Below are 2,660 nucleotides of genomic sequence, written 5' to 3' on the forward strand. Positions count from 1 at the left end.
GAATGCAGAAATGAACGAAGCTATGAATGAAGATTACAGAGTTGGAGCACCGGTCTTTGATGATGAGAGCTCTTTTGATGCTGGCACTTATGATGGTGAAACGATTGATAATGATGATGTCACCTCTCCAGAGCCGGTTGCACAGCCCGTTGAAAAACCTTCAGAGATTGTTCCTAGTATAGAACAGCAGCGTATGGAGCAACAAGCCAAACAAGCCCGTGAAGCGCTTGTAAAGTTTTATGAACCCCAATCCCAGACGCCAATGGTTGAAGGAGAAGGTGCGCCCCCAGACCTACGTGAGGACCCAATTAGCGTATTAACGTGGATGTTAGATAAGATTCAAAAGCAAGATGCGTATATTAGGGCACAGCAGGANAGAAGGTGCGCCCCCAGACCTACGTGAGGACCCAATTAGCGTATTAACGTGGATGTTAGATAAGATTCAAAAGCAAGATGCGTATATTAGGGCACAGCAGGATGTTCAAAGGCAAGCCATTGAATCCCACGAATTTAATGATCATTTGAACCAGTTTTTAGAAAGTTCTGTTACATCAATTAAAGATAAATACAGTGATTTTGATGCGGCGGCGGATTATCTTTATGAGACGCGTGCAAAGCAATTAAGTGCTTGGTCATCTGTTTATCCGACTTATGCGCAACGGAGCACGATAGATGCGATTATAGGGGATGAATTGCGTACGATTGTAGCGACTTGCGCCCAAAAGGGGGGTAATCCAGCAGAAGAGCTTTATAGGATAGCGCAAAATCTTGGTTATCAAAACCAAGGGATGCAAGCGAATAATCAAGTAGCAGCGCTTCAAAGCCGGCAGAATTCTGCGCGAACCTTAACAGCATCTGGTGGAGGAGGCATGACAGGTCCTATGACAAAAGACACCCTTGCCAATATGTCAGAGAAAGAATTCAACGCATGGATCTCCAATCCGAAAAATGAAGCCCGTTTTTATGAAATAATGGGTGCAGACCCTGATTAGGCAATCAGTTTTACAACATAATCCGCCTTGATGCGGGTTTTCCACCGGCTTTAAGCCGGTTTTTTTACAGCAAAGAAAGGTGAAATCAATGGCAACAACACATATAGGAACCCATGATCCGCAATCGGTGAAATTGTGGTCACAGAAATTAAGCAATGAAGTTTTGAAAGCGACAAAAATTGCCCCTCTTATTGGCAAAAGTTCAAACAGCATTATCCAGCTTTACAACGAAACCCATAAGAGTGCAGGGGATAGTGTTACGTTCAGTTTGCTAGTCAATCTGTTTGGAGATGGTGTCACGCAAGGCGAAACCTTAGAAGGCAATGAAGAAGCGCTTCAATTTATGAATGATCGGTTGGTGATTAACGAGCTTTTACATGCGGCGCGTGTTGCCAATGATGACTCGATTGATCAACAGAGAATCCTCCCGAATTTACGTAAGAAAGCGAAAGAAGGCTTGGTTCGCTGGTATGCCAATCGTTTAAGCATCATGTTCTTTTTGCAGGTATGTGGTTATACAGCCCGTACGATTAGCGTTGATGGTCGAGAAGTGTATATTAAGCCGGTTCATTATGGCTTTAATGAAATCATGGCACCAAGCAGTGAACGGATTATCCGCCCCGATGGGAAAACCAAAGATGAAGATCTTAATGATAAAGCCAAACATAGCTTTAGTTTGAAGCTTATTGATGAAGCGGTTAAACAAGCCAAACTTGCCAATCCGCAAATTTCTCCCGTCCATGTTAACGGTGATGATGTTTACGTTCTCTATTTGCACCCAACACAAGTGATGCAATTGCGTACCAATACAGCCGCTGGTGAGTGGTTAGATATCCAAAAATCTGTTTATGCGACTTCTCGTGCAAAGAACCCAATCTTTGATGGTTCTCTTGGAATGTATAATGGTGTTGTTTTACGCGAAGCTATTCATGTTACCCATGGTGTTAACTCGACAAATAATACAGCGGTAAAAAGTGTGCGTCGTGCGGTGTTCTTAGGAGCGCAGAGTGCGATTATAGGTTTTGGGAAAAATCATAGTGCAACAAATTACACCCTCAAAGAAGAATATTTTGATTATGAACGTGAATTTGGTGTTGCCGCCAAGACTTTGATAGGAATGAAGAAAACTCGTTTCCAAATGCCCAATAGTGCACAAACAGCGCAAGATTTTGGAACGATTGTTATTCCTACCTACAGCGGTGAAGCAGCAGCGTAATCATTAAGGAGGAAAACAAGACATGGCAGATCAATTACCCCCTCCATTACAGGGCAGAAATCTACATACCCAACAGGTAAGTTTCTTACGTTTGAATATCTTACATAAAGAGAAACATCTCACAGAAAAAATCGGGATATTACCCCGTGGTGCTTTAATTACCTCGATAAAAGCGTTTGTGAAGACAGCGTTTTCTGAGACGAAATTGAAGATTGGCAGCACCTATGGCGGCAATGAGTTTGGCGAAAAAGACATCAAAGCCCAGGGCACGCAAGATTTTACGCCAACAGATCAAAAGTCTTTTGTTGCAGATGATAAGGAGATGACCCTTTATGCAACACGGGATAAAACAACTGCGGCTGGTGAGTGTGTTGTGGTTGTGCAATTCGTAACAAATCATTGAGGGGATAAGACATGGCAGATTATTTACCACAGCCCTTGCAAGGGAGAAA

The 2,660-nt window shown here is 42.9% G+C and carries 2 protein-coding genes and 1 pseudogene; all 3 read left to right on the top strand.

The genetic code is table 11. The features are described from left to right. The first annotated feature begins 10 nt into the window (after positions 1-10). The 3 genes and pseudogenes from ACFIMK_RS03025 (at position 11) to ACFIMK_RS03035 (ending at position 2,611) form a co-directional block, all read left to right on the top strand. Positions 11-992: pseudogene (locus tag ACFIMK_RS03025) on the top strand (hypothetical protein). Between the two features lie 88 nt (positions 993-1,080). After that, complete coding sequence (locus tag ACFIMK_RS03030; protein WP_375617006.1) at positions 1,081-2,208, top strand: N4-gp56 family major capsid protein; 1,128 nt, start codon at positions 1,081-1,083, stop codon at positions 2,206-2,208. Positions 2,209-2,230: 22 nt separating this feature from the next. Then, entirely contained in the window at positions 2,231-2,611 is a 381-nt protein-coding gene (locus ACFIMK_RS03035; RefSeq protein ID WP_375683063.1) for a hypothetical protein, read from the top strand. The last annotated feature ends 49 nt before the right edge of the window (positions 2,612-2,660 follow it).

The sequence above is a fragment of the Bartonella sp. AP280QHHD genome (assembly GCF_042196125.1).
In the GTDB taxonomy this organism is placed as follows: domain Bacteria; phylum Pseudomonadota; class Alphaproteobacteria; order Rhizobiales; family Rhizobiaceae; genus Bartonella.